The following is a 19113-nucleotide window of genomic DNA, read 5'->3' as shown; positions in this document are numbered from 1 at the left end:
ATGCGACGACAGTCCGAGACATTGCTGCTGCTGCCGCTGCTGCCGATCTTCCTGCTCGGCATGTTTCCGATGTTCCTGATTGCGCTCTTGGGATTTTTCGGCCTCGCCTTGTTCGGCGTGCTCGTGGTCTGCGTCGGGCTCGCCAGCAGCAACGAGGCCCACGACAATTTCAATCACGACGTCATCGTGCACGGTTACGCGCGCGGAACGGAGCGCAAGGCGCGGGCGTCCGATATGCATCTCGCCACGCGACTCGGCCTGCGGCCGGAAGCGGTCGGTGCGGCGATGATCATTACGGCGGCGATCGGCCTCTGTTACGCCGCCTGATCTGCGCTGCGCGCAGATACCGCCCGGCAAACTCGCCGGTTGCGCTTCCGAAAGGTTCGGGCAAGACAAGCGGCCTCGCTGCAATGATGCTGCGCTCGCTCTCGGCAACAACTCCCTGGGGAGATGATCGATGCTCAAATTCTATTTCAACGGATCGCCGAACCCGACCAAGGTCGCGCTTTATCTCGAAGAGTCCGGCCTGCCCTTCGAGCCGGTCGCGGTCGACACCCGCAAGGGCGAGCAGTTCTCGCCGGAGTTCCTCAAGATCAATCCGAACGGCAAGGTGCCGGCGATCGATGACAATGGCACCATCGTGTTCGACTCGAACGCCATCCTGCCCTATCTCGCCGAGAAGACCGGAAAATTCCTGCCCGCCGCCAGCGTGCGCGGCGAGACGCTGTCGTGGCTGATGTTCATCGCGACCGGCGTCGGGCCCTATTCGGGTCAGGCCGTGCACTTCAAGCATTTTGCGCCGAAGGACCAGAACCACGACTACGCCCACAACCGCTACCAGTACGAGACCGATCGCCACTACAGGGTTCTCGACGGTCACCTCAAAGGCCGCCGCTACATGGTCGGCGACGACTATTCGATCGTCGACATGGCGCTGTGGGGCTGGGCGCGGATGGTGCCGTTCAAGCTCGGCGACGACGCCTTCGCGCGATACCCGAACGTGAAGCGACTGGTGGACGAGATCTCGGCACGGCCCGCGGCGGCGCGCGCCATCGCCTTGAAGGACAAGTTCACCTTCAAGGCCGAGATGGACGAGGAGGCGAGAGCCAACATGTTCAAGCACATGAAAACGAAAGTGGCCTGATCGCGCGCCGTTCTTCGAGCCCACGCGCATGCGCGTGGCCTCTTGCTTTTAAAGCTCAGGCGGCGTGAACCGTCTCCAGGAACCTGGCGACTTCGACCTTCAAGCGGTTGCTGTCGGCCGACAGCGAGCGCGCCGCCGAGAGCACTTGCGACGAAGCCGAGCCGGTCTCGGAGGCGCCGCGCTGCACGTCGCCGATATTGGTCGAGACGCGCTGGGTCCCGTGAGCGGCCTGCTGCACGTTGCGGGAGATTTCCTGCGTGGCGGCGCCCTGCTCTTCCACGGCGGCGGCGACCGCCGAGGAAATCTCCGACAGCCGCTCGATGGTGCCGCTGATCTCCCTGATGGCGCCAACCGATTGCTCGGTGGCGGCCTGGATGTTGGCGATCTGCTGGCCGATCTCGCCGGTCGCCCTCGCCGTCTGCTCCGCGAGCGCCTTGACCTCGGAGGCGACCACGGCGAAGCCGCGACCGGCTTCGCCCGCGCGCGCGGCCTCGATGGTGGCGTTGAGCGCGAGGAGATTGGTCTGGCCGGCGATGGTGCTGATCAGCTCGACCACGTCGCCGATCCGGGCGGCCGCCTTGGAGAGCTCGCCGACGCGGTCGTTGGTCCTGCTCGCCTGACCGACGGCCTCGCCCGCGATGCGGGCGGATTCCTGCACCTGGCGGGCGATCTCGCTCACCGAGGAGGACAGCTCCTCGGTGGCGGAGGCGACCGCCTGCACGTTGGCGGTGGCTTCCTGCGATGCGGATGCCACTTCGGTCGACAGATCCTGGGCGCGCGAGGCGGTCGTGGTCAGCGTGCCGGCGGAGGCTTCCAGCTCGTTCGACGCCGACGACACGGTGTTGACGATCTCGCCGACAGCCTGCTCGAATTGGTCGGCGAGCCTGACCATGTCTTTCTTGCGGCTCTCGGCCTGCCGCGCCTCGAGCTCGGCCTGCTCGGCGCGCATGCGCTCGGTGTCGATCATGTTGTCCTTGAACACCTGGATCGCCTTGGCCATGTCGCCGGTCTCGTCGGCCTTCCCGCGCCCGGGAATCTCGATCTCGAGATCACCGCCGGCCAGCCGCCCCATCGCACGCGTCATCGAGGTCAGGGGACCGACGATGCTGCGGGCGATCAGGAAGGCGACGATGCCGCCGAACAGGATGGCGAGACCGCCGGCGATCTCCTGAACGGTCGTCGTGCCGGCGATCACGGCTGCGGCATGGTTGCGCGATTCCTGATAGTCCTTCTTCAGCGTCGTTTCTGCGGCCTTGAGTTTGCCGATGCTCTCGACAATGAGGGGCGCGAGGTTCTTGTGATAGATCTCATCGGCCTGAAGCATCGCGGCCGATGTCGTCTCGAACGCGGATTTGTAGATTCCAAGCGAGGTCTTCACCGGCGCGAGCGTGGCGCGCAAGTCCGCGGCCTGCGGGCTTTTCTCGATCGCCGCGAGCCGTTGCGCCGCCCTGTCCACACTCGCCCTGAAATTCGCCGGTCCCTGCGCGTCGCGCAGGGCCAGGAAACGCCAGTTTGCGACCCGGACAAGGAGGATCCTGGATTCGAGGTCGGCGACCAGGGCCGCGGTGTCTTCATCGACGGCGGCGCGCGCCGCATCGACCAGCTTGCCCATCTTGACGGCCAACTCCTCCCCGCTCGGCAGCAGCGTCGCCTTGCCCGTTCTCGCCTCGTTGACGGCATCCCCGAGATTGTCACGCAGGCGTCGCATCTTGGCGATGTCGCCGATGAGGCCGTTGTAGAGCGCTCGCCGCTCCTCCGAGAGCGTGCCCTTCGCCCCGACCTGCAACAGCTCGGTCGCCGCGGTCTCCCGCTCTTGCGCCTCTTTCATCGCGGGTTCGTTGGCGTCATAGACGTAACGCAGATTGGCGCGCTGGATCGCCTGAAGATGGGTCGATATCTCCAGCACCCGCGCCGTGCTGTCCGAGAGCGCGGATTGTCTTGCGACCTGATCCTGCACCGCCCGCAAATTCCAGACGGCGACCACCGCCATCACCAGACCGACCGCCACGAGGGCCATGAAGCCTGCGTACAGGCGTCCCCTGATCCGCAAACGAAACTTCGGCATTCCCACTGTCCACCCAGATGCATTTCACTTCGAGCGGCCGAACGATTCCGGCGATCGTCACCGGCCACCCCGGCAGCCGCGTGTCGCGTCTTTGCGACTCACGCTGCACCGCGACACAATGGGGGACACTCGTTAATTGAACCTTCCAATTGTTCGCGCAGAGCCGCGGCAGCGCCGACAAAACCTGCTGATTTTGTCGGCAGTTGCTCCCGCTCCCTACTTCCGCCGGACAGGCTTCTCCAGCTCGTACGCAATCTCCGCCCTGCTCATCCCACAGTCCTGCAGCTCCCGTTCGGTCATGGCGGCGAGCTGACACCGTGCCCGAGACCGCTCGCGGCTGGTACGAACCATCTCGACCAGCGCCTGCCAGGCCCGCACGATCATCACCGGCTCTGACGGACGAGATCGGCCGGCGGACGTGATGCAGCTCAAGTTCGTCAGCTCGCAGCCCCCGCGCCCGCTTGCGGAAAAGGACCGAGTGCCTTCTCGGTCAGGACCGAGTTGCAATATTCCCGGATCTCCTTGATCTTGCCGTCCTCGAGGCGAAACACGAGACAATAGTCGTTGTCGTAACGGACGCCTTCGGGCGTGACGTTGTCGCCCTTGGCTTCCACCACGACGATGTCGCCATCGGCAATGAAGCGGTGGGCGACCGTGCGCGTGCGGTCACGCAGGCGGGTGCGGACATAGCCGTGCAGATCGTTGAGGATCGCCTCCTTGCCCGAAAAGGTGCGCGACCAGGAATATTGCCCGGTCACGACCCATTTGGCGTCGTCGGCAAGGCTCGCGGTGAACAGCGCACGATCGCGCGCGGCGGGATCAGGGTTGGCGGCGGCGGCAAAGATATCCTGCATCAGTTTCTTGTTGGCGCTCGCGCTCATGGCGGCATCTCCTTTTGGTGGCAACACGGAGAACATCGCCGCTCAACGAGAATTCTTCAAATCGATAGCGAATATGTTATCTATTCACCTCATGAATTTGAATTCGCTTGACCTCAATTTGCTGACTGCCCTCGACGCACTGCTACGCGAGGCCAATGTCAGCCGCGCCGCACTTCGGATCGGCCTGTCGCAACCGGCGGCGAGCCATGCGCTCCAGCGCCTGCGCGACATCTTTGGCGATCCGCTCTTGGTGCGCACCGGCGCGCGGATGGAGCTGACGCCCCGGGCCGAGGCGCTCCGCGCACCGCTGGCCCACGCGCTCGATCAGGTGCGCGGGTTGTTCGTGCCTGAGGATTTCGACGCGACGCGCAGCGAACGGCAATTTCGCCTGATGATGCCGGATCTGGCGGTAGAGCTGTTGATGCCGCCGTTGATGGAGAAGGTGACGCGCCTTGCGCCCAACGTCCGCATCGAGATTGTGCCGTGGCGCGGATCTGCGATCTTCCACGCCGAGTTCGCCCGCACCATCGACCTCGTGATCTCGATCGGCAACGCCTTCAAGGGATTTCACCGCCAGCTGCTTTACACCGACAGCGACGCGCTGGCGGTGCGGCGCGGCCATCCGATGGCTGCGAAGCTGACGCGGCGCGAAACGTTCCTGGCCGCACGCCATGTCGGCGTCATCATCCGCGGCAGCGCTGAGGATCTGATCGACACCTGGCTGCGCAGCAAGGGCATCGAGCGGCACATCTCATTGGTGGTGGCAGGCTATCTCGAAGCGCTGCACGTCGCTGCCCGCACCGACCTCGTCGCCTTCGTGCCGCGAAGGCTGATCGCGGCGCTGTCGAAGCAGCTCGGCCTCGTCACGGTGACGCCGCCGCTCGAGCCTGGGATCGACGAGCAGTTCATGTTCCATCCGACGCGCGCGCAGATGGACCCCGGCTCGATCTGGCTGCGACGGCTGATGCTGGAGACGGGACGGGAGCTGGAGCAAGCCAAGCGCAAGCTCTCGTAGGGTGGGCAAAGCGAAGCGTGCCCACCGCTCTCACAATCGTGGGAAGATGGTGGGCACGGCACTTCGCGCCTTTGCCCACCCTACAAGAGCCCCTACGCCTTCTGCGCGTCCATCACCTTGCGCACCGCGGATCGATCCGACATGCGCTTGAAGTGATCGGCGATCTTCGGCGTCGCATTGATGTCGACGCTGTCGCCTTCGAGCCAGGTCGAAAGCGTATAGAGATAGGGATCGCAGATCGTGAACTGCTCACCCATCACCCAGGGCCCTCTGAACATCTTCTGCTCGATCAGGGCGAAGCAGGCCGCCATGGTCTTCGGGACCATCGCCTTCATGTCCGCGAACGAGCTCTCCTGCGTCGCCCAGCGCGCGCCGCGCATCTTGTGGGCATGGTTGATGTGCACGGTCGAACAGAGATAGGAGTTGAACGACTGCACCTGGGCGAAATCGAAGGGATCGTCGAGCGGCGCGAGCTTCGCCTTGGGAAAGGTCTGCGCGATATAAGCCAGCATCGCCGGCGTCTCGGTCAGGATCCCGCGATCGGTCACCAGGGCCGGCACGCGGCCCTTCGGGTTGATCGCGAGATAGTCCGGACTGTTCTGCTGGTTGTCTTTGAAGCTCAGCCGCTCGGCCGTGTAGTCGGCGCCAACCTCCTCCAGGGTGAGGTAGGTGGCGAGCGCGCAGGTGCCGGTGGCGTAATAGAGCTTGAGCATGTCGGACCTCCTAGGAAAGCTGGAAATTAGCGGCTGTCGGCCGTCAGGTCCATAGCACGAGCTCCTCTTCGCAGTTGCCCACCGCCGCCCGCCTATGCCAAGACGCCCGCAGTCGGAGGGGTTTTGTCATGACGGTACTCATCGCCGGTGGCGGCATCGGCGGGCTGACGCTTGCGCTCAGCCTGCACGGAATCGGCGTTCCCGTAAAAGTGTTCGAGAGCGTCGCGGAATTGAAGCCGCTTGGCGTCGGCATCAACGTGCTGCCGCATGCGGTGCGCGAGCTGATCGAGCTCGGCTTGATGGACAAGCTGGATGCCAGCGGCGTGCGCACCCGCGAGCTCGCCTATTTCTCCAAGCACGGCAAGCCGATCTGGAGCGAGCCGCGCGGGCTGGAGGCCGGCTACAAGTGGCCGCAATTCTCGATCCATCGCGGCACGCTCCAGCAACTCCTGCTCGACACCACGGTCGAGCGGCTCGGCCGCGAAAACATGCTCACCAGCCATCATCTGACCGGCTGGACCGAGACGGCGGATGGCGTGCGCGCCGACTTCATCGACAAGGCGACCGGCAAACCCGCAGGGACCTACGACGGCGCGATCCTGATCGCCGCCGACGGCATCCATTCCGCCGCGCGCGAAAAGCTGTACCCGGGCGAAGGCCCGCCGATCTGGAACGGCCGCATCCTCTGGCGCGGCGTCACGCCGGCCAAAGCATTCCTCAGTGGCCGCACCATGATCATGGCCGGGCACGAGATCCTGAAATTCGTCTGCTACCCGATCTCGAAAGAGCCGGATGCGGCGGGCAATCACCTCATCAATTGGGTGGCCGAGCGCCACATGCCGCCGACCTATCAATGGCGCCGCGAGGACTATAACCGCACCGCGCGGCTGGAGGAGTTTCTGCCCTGGTTCGAGAGCTGGACGTTCGACTGGCTCGACGTGCCCGGCCTGATCAAGAACTGCCCGCACGCCTATGAATATCCGCTGGTCGACCGTGATCCGGTGTCGCAATGGACGTTCGGCCGCGTCACGCTGATGGGCGATGCCGCACATCCGATGTACCCGATCGGATCGAACGGCGCCTCGCAGGCGATCCTCGATGCACGCGTCATCACGCGCGAAATCCTGGCGCATGGACCGACGGAAGCCGCGCTGCTCGCCTATGAGGCCGAGCGGCGGCCCGCGACCACCGACCTCGTCCTGCTCAACCGCAAGAATGGCCCCGAGCAGGTGATGCAGCTGGTCGAGGAGCGCGCGCCCGACGGCTTTGAGCTCGTCACCGACGTGCTGTCGCAGAAGGAGCTGGAAGACATCGCCGCCAACTACAAGCGTGTCGCGGGATTCCAGGTCGAGGCGCTGAATGCCAAGCCGGCGATCGTGAACGCAGGCGCGGAGCGGGCGGGGGCGTGAGTTTTTGCTGATCGTCGAGCCGCGGGCTCCTCTTCACCTCGCCCCGCTTGCGGGAGAGGTCGGATTGCATCGAAGATGCAATCCGGGTGAGGGGGTACAGGTCTCTCGACAATCTCCCGTGTGGAGAGAAGCCCCTCACCCCAACCCTCTCCCCGTAAGAACGGGGCGAGGGAGTGAGAGAGCGGTGCACACCTCACTTCACCACCCTCGCCGCCTCCAGCAGCCGCTCGCTCGCGCTCGCCGTCGCCAGCACGGTGCCGTCCTCCGCCGTCAGCTTGCCCTCGACGAACGCAATGGTCTTGCCGAGCTGCGTCACCCTGGCCTCACCGATGATCGGGCCGGGCTTTGCCGGGCTGAGGAAATTCACGGTCATGCTGATGGTGGTGGTGTAGAGCCGGCCCTCGCTCATCACGAGCACGGCCGGGCCCATCGTGTCGTCGAGCATGGCCGAGAGCATGCCACCCTGGATGAAGCCTGCGGGATTGCAGAACTCCGGCTTGCCCTCGAAGCCGAGCTTGATCCAGCCCTCCTGCGGGCGGGCATCGAGCAGGCGCCAGCCCAATAGCTCGGCGCAGGGCGGCTTTCGAAAGTTGTCCAGCGCAGTCTTGACCATACGAACCTCCGTTGCCGTCGAAGGGGATAACGCAGGCCTGCTGCCAGCATGATGTCAGCAGGGTGGGCGCTAGAGATCCAATCCATGCGCGATCACCTTGCGCATGAGGTTGGGGAGCGCTTCGCCGGCAAGCGTGGCGATCGGCACCCAGCGCATGCCCCCGGGCGCGCGGGTGCGGGCCTCCGCCTTCGCCGTGTAGACGATCAGCTCCAGCGGAAAATGCGTGAAGACGTGGGTGACGACGCCCACCTTGCGCTGCCAGCGCGTCAGCCCCTTCAGCTCCGGCGCCTGCAGCTTCGCCGCCGCATCGTCCTGGCCGGCGAGCCAATCCGAGCCGGGGACTTCGGTCATGCCGCCGAGCAGGCCCTTTTCCGGTCTTGAGCGGACGAGCAGCTCATCGCCGCGCGTGACGACGAAGGCAGCACCGCGCCGAAGCGTTCCGCTCTTCTTCGGCGCCTTGCGCGGAAATGTTTCCTGCGTGCCCTGCGCACGCGCGTTGCAATCCTCGTTGAGCGGACACAGCGAGCAGGCAGGCTTCTTCGGCGTGCAGATCGAGGCGCCGAGATCCATCAGTGCCTGCGCGCTGTCGCCGGCCCGGGAGGCGGCCAGCAGCGTCGCGGCCAGCTGCTGGATCAGCGGCTTGGCCTGTGGCAGCTCTTCCTCGACCGCGAACAGGCGCGACACCACCCGCTCGATGTTGCCGTCGACCGGCATGGTGCGGCGGTCGAACGCGATCGCCGCGATCGCGGCCGCCGTGTAAGGCCCGATGCCCGGCAGCGCGCGCAGGCCTTCCTCTCTGTCGGGAAAGACGCCGCCATGCTCGCGCGTCACCGCGACCGCGCAGGCATGGAGGTTGCGCGCCCGCGAGTAGTAACCGAGCCCGGCCCACATCCGCAGCACGTCGTCGAGCGAGGCCCGCCCCAGCGCCGTGATGTCCGGCCAGCGCGCGACGAATTTTTCGAAGTAAGGGCCGACCGCCTTTACCGTGGTCTGCTGGAGCATGATCTCCGACAGCCAGACGCGATAAGGGTCCGTTGCCTCGCCCGGCACTGCCCGCCAGGGCAGCCGGCGGCGGTGGCGGTCGTACCAAGCGAGTAGGAGTTTCGGGCGCGATGAGGCTTTCGACTGAACTGGTTCCGACTTGGCCATGAGGGCAGATCTGGGGCTCATGGCTACACTGTAGCGGCAACGCGCCGGTCTCTCCACGTCATGCCCGCGCCTGTCGCGGGCATCCACGTCTTTCTTCGCGGCAAGACATGGATGGCCGTGACAAAGCCCGGCCATGACGGCAGCAGTTCCTGAGGCATCGCGCACGGTGCTATAAGGGCCCGATGTCCAAATTCCCTCCCAAGCCCGGTCCCATCAGCGCCAAGCCGCTCTCGCTCCTGCTCAACGACGTCTTTGCCGAGGCCTATGCCAAGCAGGGCTTTGCGGCGCGCGAGTTGGTGACGCGGTGGGCGGAGATCGCCGGGCCGGAGATCGCGGCCCATGCCGAGCCCTTGAAGATGCAATGGCCGCGGCCGGTGGAGGGCCAGCCGCAGGAGCCGGCGACGCTGGTGCTGCGGGTCGAAGGGCCGATGGCGCTGGAGATCCAGCATTCGGCCGATGTGATCCTGGAACGGGTCAACCGCTTCTTCGGCTGGAGCGCGGTCGGCAAGCTGGCCTTCCGCCAGGCCCCCCTGTCGCGCGCCCGGCGGCCGGCACGGCCAGGCCCGCCGGATCCCAAAGCGGTGGCCAAGGTGGCGGAGAGCCTGGGCGATATCGAAGATGAACAACTCAAGACCGCGCTGGCGCGGCTCGGGGCCGCCATCAAGCGAAATTGAGCCTTATTCCGCCGCTAATCTGGACCCGTCGCTGCCGCTCGCCATTGCCTCACACGACGTTTCAAGCTAGCGACAGGCCGCCCAGGCGGGAACTCGCTAGACCCCTGGGCGACACCTTGCCAATCCGGGAGCCGACCTTGATCATCACCCGCCGCGCCTTCACCACGATGCTGTCGCTGACCGGGCTTGCCGCGCTCGCCGGGCTCTCGCCGCTGCGATTCATCTCCGAGGCCATGATCCCTGAAGCAATGGCGCAATCCGCCGCGGATGTGGCCAAGCCGGTGTCGTTGCCCGACATGGCGCTCGGCCCGAAGGATGCCGCCGTCACCATCACCGAATACGCCTCGATGACCTGCCCGCACTGCGCGGCCTTCAACGAGCAGGTGTTCCCCAAGATCAAGAAGGAATACATCGACACCGGCAAGGTGCGTTACATCTTCCGCGAGTTCCCGCTCGACATCAAAGCCGCCGCCGGCTCGATGCTGTCGCGCTGCATCGCCAAGGACGACGCGCCGAAATATTTCGCGGTCACCGACATGCTGTTCCGCCAGCAGAGCGACTGGGTGATGAAGAACACCACCGAGACCCTGACGCGGATCGGCAAGCAGGCCGGCCTCACCCAGCAGCAGGTCGAGGCCTGCCTGAAGGACCAGTCGCTGCTCGACAAGATCGCCGCGGACCAGAAATACGCCAGCAACGTTCTGAAGGTGGATTCGACGCCGACCTTCTTCATCAACGGCGAGAAGATCAAGGGCGAGGCCTCGTTCGAGGAGTTCGCCAAGAAGATCAATCCGCTGCTGAAGAGCTGATTCGCAACGCCACAATCCTGATTCGCGCATCTAAAGCCGTATCATTCCCGGCATAAATCCCTTGGGAAAAACGGCTTTCGCCGGTTGCCCTCGCGGCGCACCGCGGCCATTGTCCGCCGCACGAGCCGCCTCGCGCGACTCGCCCAGACAGCGACAACGCCTTCCATGGTATTGTCCCGGCAGGGGATTCGCGCCTGCCAACAGAGATGCGTGCTTATGAAAATCACCCGCCTGCGCCTTCACGGTTTCAAGTCCTTCGTTGAGCCCACGGACTTCGTTATCGAGCCCGGCCTGACCGGCGTGGTCGGACCCAATGGCTGCGGCAAGTCGAATCTCGTCGAGGCGCTGCGCTGGGCGATGGGTGAGACCTCGTACAAGTCGCTGCGCGCCGCCGACATGGACGCGGTGATCTTCGCCGGCTCCGGCAACCGTCCCGCACGCAACCACGCCGAAGTGACGATGACGATCGACAATGCCGATCGCACCGCGCCGGCGGCGATGAACGACAGCCAGCTTCTGGAAGTCTCCCGCCGCATCGAGCGTGAGGCCGGCTCGGTCTATCGCATCAACGGCCGCGACGTGCGCGCCCGCGACGTGCAGATCCTGTTCGCCGATGCCGCCACCGGCGCGCGCTCGCCCGCCCTCGTCCACCAGGGCAAGATCGGCGAAATCATCCAGGCCAAGCCCGAGCAGCGCCGCCGTGTGCTGGAAGACGCCGCCGGCGTCGCCGGCCTGCACGCCCGCCGTCACGAGGCCGAGCTGCGGCTGAAGGCGGCCGAAACCAACCTCACCCGCGTCGAGGACGTGATCGGCCAGCTCTCCGGCCAGATGGAAGGCCTGAAGAAGCAGGCCCGCCAGGCCGTGCGCTACCGCGAGGTCGCGGCCAAGGTGCGCAAGGCCGAAGCAACCTTGTTCCACCTGCGCTGGATCGGCGCCCATGCCGACGTCGACGAGTCCGGGCAGACGCACGATCTCGCGGTCCGCGAGATGGCCGAGCGCACCCAGCACCAGGCCGAAGCCGCCCGCATCCAGGCCATTCGCGCCGCCGAGATGCCGGCGCTGCGCGATGCCGAAGCGCGCGCCGCCGCCGGGCTGCAGCGCCTCACCAATGCCCGCGAGCAGCTCGACCGCGAGGAAGAGCGCGCCAAGGAGCGCGTCGCCGAGCTCGAGCGGCGCCTCGCCCAGTTCGAGGGCGACATCTCGCGCGCCCAGCAGCAGACCATGGATGCCGATGTCGCGCTGCAGCGGCTCGACGCTGAGGACGCCGAGCTGAAGGAAGAGATCAAGTCGCGCGTCGAGAAGCGCTCCGGCGTCGACGAGCGCGTCGCGGAAGCCGAAGCGGTGCTGACCGAAACCGAGCAGCGCTTCGCCGAGCTCACCACCGCGCTCGCCGACCTCACCGCCAAGCGCAACCAGCTTGAAGCCAATGTCCGCACCCATCGCGACAAGCTCGCCCGGCTCGACCAGGAGATCGCGAGTGTCGCGGCGGAAGAGCAGAAGCTTGCGCAGGAGACCGGCGGCTTCGGCGATCTCAACGAGCTGACCGCTCTGGTCGAGACCGCGGAGCAGACGCTGGCCGCTTCGGAAGCCGCGGCGCAGGCGAGCGAAGCCGCCCATGTCGCCGCGCGCCAGACGCTGGAATCCTCGCGCTCGCCGCTGGTCGAAGCCGACAAGCGCGTGCAGCGGCTCGAGACCGAGGCGCGCACGATCTCGAAGATCGTCAACGGCGAGACCAAGAATCTGTGGCCGCCGATCATCGACGGCATCACCGTCGACAAGGGTTTTGAGAAGGCCATCGGCGCTGCGCTCGGCGACGACCTCGACGCGCCGGTCGATCCGTCGGCGCCGATGCGCTGGACCAATGCCGGCGTCACCGACGGCGATCCGGAGCTGCCCGAAGGCGTCGTGCCGCTCGCCAACCACGTGCAGGCGCCGGCCGAGCTGGCGCGACGCCTGGCGCAGATCGGCGTGGTGCCGCGCGAGCGCGGCGCCGAGCTGGTCTCGCAGCTCAAGACCGGCCAGCGGCTGGTCTCGCCCGAGGGCGACGTCTGGCGCTGGGACGGCTTTGTCGCCGCGGCCCACGCCCCGACCGGCGCCGCGCGGCGGCTCGCCGAACGCGCCCGCCTCGTCGACATCGAGAACGAGCTGGAGCAGGCCCGCATCGACGCGCAGATCAAGCGCCAGGCGCTGGAGAATGCCGAGTCCGAGCTGCAGATGGCCGCCAGCACCGAAGGTGCCAGCCGCGAAGCCTGGCGGGCCGCGCAGCGCGAGCTCAACGTCGCCCGCGAGCGCCACGCTGGCGCCGAGCGCGAGATCAGCCGCCACGCCGCACGCAAGGCGACGCTGTCGGAAGCGCACAGCCGTCTCGCCGCCGACCGTGCCGAGGCCGAGGCGGCCTACGAATACGCCGAGGCCGGCATCTCCGAACTGCCGTCGAGCGAGGACACTGAGAACCGGCTCGCCGCCGTCCGCAGCGATATCGAAGCCCATCGCCGCATGGCCGCTCAGGTCCGCGCCGAGGCGCAGGCGCTGGCCCGCGAGGCGGAGCTCGCCGACCGCCGCGTGCAGGCGATCCTGGCCGAGCGCACCGAGTGGCAGAACCGCAAGGAGAGCGCGGCCTCCCACATCGACACCATCCAGGCCCGCATCGCCGAACTGACGATCGAGCGCAGCGAGCTCGAAAACGCACCGGCCGTGTTCGCCGAGAAGCGCAGCGCGCTGATCACTGAGATCGAATACGCCGAGAACGATCGCCGGATGGCCGCCGACGCGCTCGCCACCGCGGAATCCGCGATGGCCGAGACCGACCGCGTCGCGAAGCTGACGTTAGAGGCGCTCTCCAGCGCCCGCGAGGCCACCGCCCGCGCCGAGGAGCGCATGGAAAGCGCGCGGCGCCGGCTCGAGGACATCGAGCGCGAGATCCGCGACATGCTCGAAGTCGAGCCGCAGGCCGTCGCCGGCCTCGCCGAGATCGAGCCCGGCGCCGAGCTGCCGCCGCTGCACGACATCGAGGAAGACCTCGAAAAGATGCGCCGCGACCGCGAGCGCCTGGGCGCAGTCAACCTGCGCGCCGAAGAAGAGCTGCGCGAGGTCGAGACCCAGCACACCGGCCTCGTCACCGAGCGCGACGATTTGGTCGAGGCCATCAAGCGGCTGCGCCAAGGCATCCAGAGCCTCAACAAGGAAGCGCGCGAGCGGCTCCTGACCTCGTTCGAGATCGTCAACAACCACTTCAAGCGCCTGTTCGTCGAGCTGTTCGGCGGCGGCGAGGCCGCGCTGCACCTGATCGAGAGCGACAACCCGCTGGAGGCCGGTCTCGAAATCATCGCCAAGCCGCCGGGCAAGAAGCCGCAGACGCTGTCCCTGCTCTCGGGCGGTGAGCAGGCGCTGACCGCGATGGCGCTGATCTTTGCGGTGTTCCTCACCAACCCCTCGCCGATCTGCGTGCTGGACGAAGTCGACGCGCCGCTCGACGACCACAACGTCGAACGGTACTGCAACCTGCTGCACGAGATGACCGGCTCGACCGACACGCGCTTCATCATCATCACGCACAATCCGATCACGATGGCGCGGATGAACCGGCTGTTCGGCGTCACCATGGCCGAGCGCGGCGTCTCGCAGCTGGTGTCGGTGAGCCTCGCAGAGGCCGTGGACATTCTCGACCAGAACGTGGCGTGATATCTCTGCCGTCGGCCCGGGGCTCGCAAAGCGAGAACCCGGAATCTCGCGCCACAACCATTGACGTCATCATCCGCGAAGGCGGATGATCCAGTACGCCGCGGCGTCTCAGTCGAACGGCACTGTCTCGGAGTACTGGATGCCCCGCCTGCGCGGGGCATGACCGCGGATGATGATCGGACCCACCCTCCCGGCCGAACTGAAAGCAGCCCTCGACGGCAAGCTCCAGGGCTTCTCGCGCACTGACGCCGCACAACGCTCGCAGAAAATCTCGACCGCCTATCGCGCCGGCGGCGGCTCCGCCACGATCAAATCGGAGGCCGATGCGCTTGCCTATGCGCTGGCGCGCATGCCGGCGACGTATGCGGCGGTGGCCGCAAGCCTGAATGCGCTGACCGAGATCGCGCCGGGCTTCGCCCCGGAAACATTGCTGGACGTCGGCGCAGGTCCGGGCACCGCCAGCTGGGCCGCTGCCGAGGCGTTTCCGTCGCTGCAGGATTTCACCCTACTCGACGCCAACGCCTCGCTCAGCCGGCTCGCGCTTGAACTGGCACGGGACAGCACGCGGCTGGCGGAGTGCCGCTATCTGCCAGGGGATGCCGGCGGTAACCTCGCCGAGGTCTCGCAAGCCGATCTCGTCGTTGCCAGCTACATCATCGGCGAGCTCAACGAAGGCGACCAGCGCAAGCTCGCGGACGCGATGTGGGCGAAAGCGCGCCACGCGCTGGTGGTGATCGAGCCCGGTACGCCAGCCGGCTACGCGCGCATCCTCGCCCTGCGCCAGCAGCTGATCGCGGCAGGCGCCTACGTCGCCGCCCCCTGCCCACACGAAAAACCGTGCCCGCTCATCGCGCCCGACTGGTGCCATTTCTCCCAGCGCCTGCCGCGCTCGCAGGCGCACCGGCAGATCAAGGGCGCCGAGGTGCCATTCGAGGACGAGCGCTTCATCTACGTCGCCCTGACCCGCACGCCGCCCGCCGCGCGCGCCGCTCGCGTGCTGACGCCACCTGATGTCGGCAAGGCCGAGATCAATGCAAAGCTCTGCACCGAGGCTGGGATCGCGCTGACGAAAGTCCCACGACGCGACAAGCCCGCCTATGCGGACGCCCGGCGCTGGCGCTGGGGCGATGCGATCATGTCCGAAAGTTAACCTCGTCCGGCACTTTGGCCTTGAACTTGGGTGGTTCCTGATCCGACCAAGCCTTACCTCCCCTCTGCGCCGGGCTCTCGCTTCGCGCCAATTTGGTCTACCCTAGCGCCCGCCTTCTTCCCCCTCAGGAGTTCTCCATGTCGACCGGCTGGATCGTTCTCGGCGTCATCGTCGTCCTCGTGCTGTTCGCCTTCAGCGCCTACAACCGCCTGGTGGCGCTGAGCCAGCGCGTCGGCCAGGCCTTTGCCGACATCGACGTCCAGCTCAAGCAGCGCCACGACCTGATCCCGAACCTGGTCGAGACGGTGAAGGGCTATGCCTCGCATGAGCGCGGCACGCTCGACGACGTCATCAAGGCGCGCAATTCGGCAATGTCGGCGCAGGGACCGGCGCAGGTATCCGCGGCCGAGAACCAGCTGTCCGGCGCGCTCGGCCGGCTGATCGCGCTGTCGGAGGCCTATCCCGACCTCAAGGCCAACGCCAATTTCCAGCAGCTCGCATCCGAGCTCTCCGACCTCGAGAACAAGATCGCGGCGAGCCGCCGCTTCTTCAACAATGCGGTCCAGGAATACAACACCGGCATCCAGCAGATGCCCGCTGCGCTGTTCGCTGGCATGTTCGGCTTCACCAGGAAGGAGTTCTTCGATCTCGGCACCAGCCGCACCGAGGTCGAGGCGGCGCCGCAGGTGAAGTTCTGATTTGAGCCGATAGGCCGGCAGGGCACCCGCGTCATGGCCGCGTATGGTCTCTACACGCACATCGCCTCGAACAAGTTTCGTTCGATGCTGCTGCTCGCCGGCCTGTTCATGCTGGTCTACGTGCTGGTCTATGCCGGCGCGCTGGTCGCCGAGGTCGTCATCAACGGCAATGGCACGGTGGCCTACTATCTGAGCCGCGCCTTCGCCGACCTGCTCAAAGCCGCGCCGTTCGCGACCATGGCGGCGATCGCCTGGATCGCGATCGCCTATTTCTTCCACCAGTCGATGATCGACGCCGTGACCGGCGGCCACGACGTCACGCGGCAGGAGGAGCCGCGGCTCTACAACCTGCTCGAAAACCTCTGCATCTCGCGCGGCATCACCATGCCGAAGCTGAAGATCATGGAGAGCCCGGCGCTGAACGCGTTCGCGACCGGCCTCAATCCGCGGCAATATTCCATCACCGTCACCACCGGTCTCCTCGATGCGCTGAACGACAAGGAATTCGAGGCAGTGCTGGGCCACGAGCTGACCCACATCAAGAACGGCGACGTGCAGCTCATGGTGGTCGCCGTCATCATCGCCGGCGTGGTCGGCTTCTTCGGCGAATTGTTCTTCCGCCTGTTCACGAGCTTTGACTGGAGCCCCAGCTCCGGCGGCTCGTGGTCCTCAGGCTCCTCCTCGTCGTCGCGGTCGTCCTCGTCGTCGAGCGACAGCAAGAGCTCCGGCGGCGGCGCAATCATCGTCATCATCATCGCGGTCGTGCTGATCGTGCTGGCCTGGCTGCTGTCGCAGGTGGTCAAGCTCGCGCTGTCGCGGTCGCGCGAATATCTCGCCGACGCCGGCTCGGTCGAGCTGACGAAAGACCCCGACGCCATGATCTCGGCGCTGCGCAAGATCGAGGGCCGCGGCGAGCTCCCCGGCGCGACCTCGGCGGTGATGGAGCTCTGCGTCGACAACCCGCGCGAGGGCTTTGCCGATCTGTTCGCGACCCACCCCTCGGTGCAGTCCCGGGTCGACGCGCTGGTCAGGTTTGCCGGCGGCCGCGACCCCGGCCCCTGCCGACGCTCACGGAGGAGACGGAGGAGCTGGGGGCGCAAGCCGACCGGCAGGACGCCCCGCCGCCGTTGCGCCATGGCCCGTGGGATGACGCCGACGGATCGGCCAGCCCGCCGCCCGTATCCGCACCCAATCCCTCCGGAACCGCCCCCAGCAACCCGGCGGGCAATCCAATGGGTAATTCTATGGGTAACTCTATGGGGCCTTGGGGCCGCCATTGAGCACCTGATTCCCGCCACACGCGGCGAGTTTCACTGCGATTGGGAAAAACCTCGGGAATTGCCGTAACTGGGGCCTACGGAATTGAATTCTCCCTTGTTTCTGCCATGTTCACGCCCAACAGCAGACTTGGGACATCGATTTGGGGCCCGGCCGATTGCGACCTCGCGATCGGGGGCGCGCGTTAGGGGACAGCAATGGCAAAGCCGGCAGTGGTTGTGGTGGGCGCGGACAAGGGCGGGGTCGGCAAGACCACGGTGTCGCGTACCTTGCTCGATTATTTTTCCGCCAACAACGTGCCGACGCGTGCGTTCGACACGGAGTCGCCGCGCGGAACGCTGAAGCGCTTCCACCCCGACATCACCGAGATCGTCGACATGATGACGACGGCCGACCAGATGAAGATCTTCGACACGCTCAACGCGGCGAGCCCGTCGGTGACCGTGATCGACGTCCGCGCCGGCCTGCTCTCGCCGGCACTGGCGTCACTGCGCGACATCGGTTTCCTCGACGCCGCCAAGGCCGGCCAGATCACCTTCGCGGTGTTCCACATCCTAGGACCCTCGATCGCCTCGCTGGACGAGATCGCCGAGACCGCGGGTTTCATGGCCGGCGCAAAATACTTCCTGGTCAAGAACTTCATCAACGACACCCAGTTCTTCCAATGGGACCAGTCGACCTACAATTCCTACTTCCACCGCATCAAGGACGCGACCGAGCTGACCATCCCCAAGCTCAATGAAATGGCCTATGAGCAGGTCGAGGTCTCCTCCGTCCCGTTCCTGAAATTCGTCGCAAACAAGGGCATGAACGACGACGCTGCGAACTATTCCTTCGTGCTGCGCGGCTATGTCCGGCACTGGCTCGCGAATGTCTGGAGCGAGTTCGATCGGATCCGGCTGACCGACATCGTCGGTTCGAAACCCGTCACCCGCAACAGCGAAAAATAGTTGCGCAAGCAGGGCTGATACGGCTGGATTGGGCGACAAGCTCGCTCAGATAATGTGTGATGCCCGCGACACCCGTCTACATCATCTGCTCGCCCCGCCCGCAGGTCGGCAAGACCCTGCTGGCGCGGCTATTGAGCGAATTCCTGCTGCTCAAGAACGGCAACGTCGCGGCCTTCGACGTCAACCTGAAGGAGCCGTCGCTGCTGGATTACTTGCCGAAGATCACCGAGACCGCCGACGTGATCGACACCTACGGCAAGATGCAGCTGATGGACCGTGTCATCGTTGATGACGGCCTTGCCAAGGTGATCGACCTCGGCTTCCACGCCTTCGACGAGTTCTTCAAGATGACCGAGGAGATCGGCCTGCTCAAGGAGGCGGCCCGCCGTCACGTCGCGCCTCAGATCCTGTTCGTCGCCGACACCGACCGCGTCTCGGCCCGCGCCCATGAGATGCTGCGCGGGCAGATCCCGCGAATGAACCTGATCACGGTCGACAACGAATATGTCGTGCGGGGCGAGCTGCCGCCCGCAATGGCCGGCGGCCGGCTGTTCCGCCTGCCCGCGCTCCCCGGCTTCCTCAAGACCTATATCGACCGGCTGACCTTCTCTTTCACTGGCTATCTGCGTCAGGAGAAGGACGCCTCGACCGAGCTGCACCAGTGGACCCGGCGGAACTACATCGCCTTCCGGGAACTCGAGCTGAACCTGATTCTGCAGCGGTCCTAGAGCGGGATGAGCATCAGGCGTCTCGGTGCCACCTCTCCCCGTCGGGGAGAGGTCGGAATGCGCCTGGCGATGCGAAGCATCGTCAGTGCAATCCGGGTGAGGGGCTGCGGCAACCAGTGAGACCGGATCCCCTCACCCGGATCGCATCTTGCGATG

General features: G+C 66.0%; 17 protein-coding genes and 1 pseudogene. 12 read left to right on the top strand and 6 right to left on the bottom strand.

Annotated features, from left to right (window positions below):
* Entirely contained in the window at positions 1-327 is a 327-nt protein-coding gene (locus ACSKB8_RS43325; RefSeq protein ID WP_438111551.1) for a hypothetical protein, read from the top strand.
* A gap of 130 nt (positions 328-457) precedes the next feature.
* A complete protein-coding gene (locus ACSKB8_RS43320) occupies positions 458-1144 on the top strand; it encodes a glutathione S-transferase family protein (RefSeq protein ID WP_438111549.1) in 687 nt (228 codons plus the stop codon).
* 55 nt (positions 1145-1199) lie between these two features.
* Here the strand turns inward: ACSKB8_RS43320 and ACSKB8_RS43315 are convergent, their stop codons facing one another.
* The 3 genes from ACSKB8_RS43315 to ACSKB8_RS43305 all read right to left on the bottom strand — a co-directional run bounded on the left by ACSKB8_RS43315 (position 1200) and on the right by ACSKB8_RS43305 (position 4090).
* Positions 1200-3209, bottom strand: a complete 2010-nt coding sequence (locus ACSKB8_RS43315; RefSeq protein ID WP_438111547.1) for a HAMP domain-containing methyl-accepting chemotaxis protein — start codon at positions 3207-3209, stop codon at positions 1200-1202.
* 216 nt (positions 3210-3425) lie between these two features.
* On the bottom strand, positions 3426-3641 hold the full coding sequence (locus ACSKB8_RS43310; RefSeq protein ID WP_438111545.1) for a DUF1127 domain-containing protein: 216 nt from the start codon (positions 3639-3641) through the stop codon (positions 3426-3428).
* Positions 3642-3646: 5 nt separating this feature from the next.
* The gene (locus ACSKB8_RS43305) at positions 3647-4090 is read right to left on the bottom strand and encodes a nuclear transport factor 2 family protein (protein ID WP_438111544.1); all 444 of its coding nucleotides are present in this window, start codon (positions 4088-4090) and stop codon (positions 3647-3649) included.
* A 91-nt stretch (positions 4091-4181) separates the two neighbouring features.
* Between ACSKB8_RS43305 and ACSKB8_RS43300 the strand changes: the two genes are divergently transcribed.
* Positions 4182-5105 (top strand): LysR family transcriptional regulator, encoded by a 924-nt coding sequence (locus ACSKB8_RS43300; protein ID WP_438111542.1) that lies wholly within the window; start codon positions 4182-4184, stop codon positions 5103-5105.
* Positions 5106-5197: 92 nt separating this feature from the next.
* On the opposite strand, the gene ACSKB8_RS43295 is transcribed toward ACSKB8_RS43300, so the two are convergent.
* Positions 5198-5818 carry a glutathione S-transferase family protein gene (locus tag ACSKB8_RS43295; protein ID WP_438111540.1) on the bottom strand — a complete coding sequence of 207 codons (621 nt, stop codon included), beginning with the start codon at positions 5816-5818 and terminating at the stop codon, positions 5198-5200.
* 128 nt (positions 5819-5946) lie between these two features.
* Here ACSKB8_RS43295 and ACSKB8_RS43290 point away from each other — a divergent pair, with 128 nt between their 5' ends.
* Complete coding sequence (locus ACSKB8_RS43290) at positions 5947-7227, top strand: flavin-dependent oxidoreductase (RefSeq protein WP_438111538.1); 1281 nt, start codon at positions 5947-5949, stop codon at positions 7225-7227.
* 193 nt (positions 7228-7420) lie between these two features.
* Here ACSKB8_RS43290 and ACSKB8_RS43285 read toward each other — a convergent pair whose 3' ends face one another.
* Positions 7421-7840, bottom strand: a complete 420-nt coding sequence (locus ACSKB8_RS43285) for a PaaI family thioesterase (protein ID WP_128935578.1) — start codon at positions 7838-7840, stop codon at positions 7421-7423.
* 69 nt (positions 7841-7909) lie between these two features.
* Positions 7910-9010: an A/G-specific adenine glycosylase gene (gene mutY / locus ACSKB8_RS43280; protein ID WP_438111536.1), complete on the bottom strand. Its 1101-nt coding sequence runs from the start codon at positions 9008-9010 to the stop codon at positions 7910-7912.
* Between the two features lie 161 nt (positions 9011-9171).
* Between mutY and ACSKB8_RS43275 the strand changes: the two genes are divergently transcribed.
* The 8 genes and pseudogenes from ACSKB8_RS43275 to ACSKB8_RS43240 all read left to right on the top strand — a co-directional run bounded on the left by ACSKB8_RS43275 (position 9172) and on the right by ACSKB8_RS43240 (position 18957).
* Positions 9172-9663, top strand: a complete 492-nt coding sequence (locus ACSKB8_RS43275; protein ID WP_438111534.1) for a DUF721 domain-containing protein — start codon at positions 9172-9174, stop codon at positions 9661-9663.
* 137 nt (positions 9664-9800) lie between these two features.
* Positions 9801-10472, top strand: coding sequence for a DsbA family protein (locus ACSKB8_RS43270; protein ID WP_438111533.1), 672 nt, complete (start codon positions 9801-9803; stop codon positions 10470-10472).
* A gap of 216 nt (positions 10473-10688) precedes the next feature.
* Positions 10689-14153, top strand: a complete 3465-nt coding sequence (gene smc / locus ACSKB8_RS43265) for a chromosome segregation protein SMC (protein WP_438111531.1) — start codon at positions 10689-10691, stop codon at positions 14151-14153.
* Between the two features lie 169 nt (positions 14154-14322).
* Positions 14323-15303: a small ribosomal subunit Rsm22 family protein gene (locus ACSKB8_RS43260; protein ID WP_438111529.1), complete on the top strand. Its 981-nt coding sequence runs from the start codon at positions 14323-14325 to the stop codon at positions 15301-15303.
* Between the two features lie 137 nt (positions 15304-15440).
* A complete protein-coding gene (locus tag ACSKB8_RS43255; RefSeq protein WP_091894224.1) occupies positions 15441-16001 on the top strand; it encodes a LemA family protein in 561 nt (186 codons plus the stop codon).
* Between the two features lie 33 nt (positions 16002-16034).
* Positions 16035-17281 (top strand): annotated as a pseudogene (locus ACSKB8_RS43250) (M48 family metallopeptidase).
* Positions 17282-17476: 195 nt separating this feature from the next.
* Positions 17477-18229: a hypothetical protein gene (locus ACSKB8_RS43245; protein WP_091894228.1), complete on the top strand. Its 753-nt coding sequence runs from the start codon at positions 17477-17479 to the stop codon at positions 18227-18229.
* A 59-nt stretch (positions 18230-18288) separates the two neighbouring features.
* Positions 18289-18957, top strand: a complete 669-nt coding sequence (locus ACSKB8_RS43240) for a hypothetical protein (protein WP_438111527.1) — start codon at positions 18289-18291, stop codon at positions 18955-18957.
* Positions 18958-19113: the final 156 nt, after the last annotated feature.

Origin of the sequence: Bradyrhizobium sp. BR 1432, from assembly GCF_051547705.1 — a bacterium.
Lineage (GTDB): Bacteria > Pseudomonadota > Alphaproteobacteria > Rhizobiales > Xanthobacteraceae > Bradyrhizobium > Bradyrhizobium zhanjiangense.
The sequence above is the reverse complement of the archived record's forward strand: the minus strand, read 5'-3'. Positions and strand labels throughout refer to the sequence as shown.